1 pseudogene is annotated in these 407 nt (G+C 66.3%); it reads right to left on the bottom strand.

From position 1 onward, the window contains the following. Positions 1-378: pseudogene (locus VSR34_RS38825) on the bottom strand (IS110 family transposase); the annotation flags it as partial. Positions 379-407: the final 29 nt, after the last annotated feature.

The following is a 407-nucleotide window of genomic DNA, read 5'->3' as shown; positions in this document are numbered from 1 at the left end:
CACCAGGGCGGCCCGGATTGTCTCGACGCTGGACCTGCAGTTGCGGTCACGCATCGCAGCCAGCACGCCGGGATCACGCTCGCCGGCCACGATGGCGCGGATGATGCGCATGCCTGTGGCTCCCGTCACGTCGGTGACGACATGGTGCAGTTGAAGGTTCATGAAGGTCAGCGCCTTCTGCATATGCTGGATGTGTGCGGCCGCGTAGTCCAGATGTCGCTCCCGAAGCCGCAGATAGGCGCGAAGCGCAGCAATGTCGCCGCTGGGTCTGAAACTTGGACGCAACAGGCCGCAGGCATGGAGCCGCTGCAGCCACTGCGAATCGCTGACGTCGCTCTTGCGGCCGGGCACGGCGCGGGACTCGCGTGCGTTGGCCACGATCACCTCGAGACCCCGGGCCTCGAGGA

It is taken from the genome of Paraburkholderia sp. JHI2823, assembly GCF_038900695.1.
Classification (GTDB): Bacteria; Pseudomonadota; Gammaproteobacteria; order Burkholderiales; family Burkholderiaceae; genus Paraburkholderia; species Paraburkholderia mimosarum.
Note: the sequence above shows the minus strand (reverse complement) of the source record. Positions and strands in the feature narration are given on the sequence as shown.